Raw genomic sequence first — 219 nt, 5'->3', positions numbered from 1 at the left:
GCTGTCCTTGTGGACACGCATAATAGAAGGCTAATTGATATTGTCGTTGATAGAAAACAAACGTCGCTCATCGATTACTTTTCTTCTTTTACCTGGACTGCTCGAAACAGCGTGAAGACAGTTTCGATCGATTTATATACACCTTATCTAGAGGTTATTCGCACATGTTTCCCTAATGCGAAGATTGTCATTGATCGATTCCATATAGTAAAGCTGTTG

General features: G+C 39.3%; 1 protein-coding gene. It reads left to right on the top strand.

The window, feature by feature from the left end; all coding sequences use genetic code 11:
* Positions 1 to 9: 9 nt before the first annotated feature.
* A partial coding sequence (locus AC973_RS09605; protein WP_225968920.1) for a transposase occupies positions 10 to 219 on the top strand: 210 nt, incomplete at its 3' end.

The sequence above is a fragment of the Carnobacterium sp. 1290_CSPC genome (assembly GCF_001053265.1).
Taxonomy (GTDB): domain Bacteria; phylum Bacillota; class Bacilli; order Lactobacillales; family Aerococcaceae; genus Aerococcus; species Aerococcus urinaeequi.
This window is presented reverse-complemented; position numbering and strand designations above follow the sequence as displayed.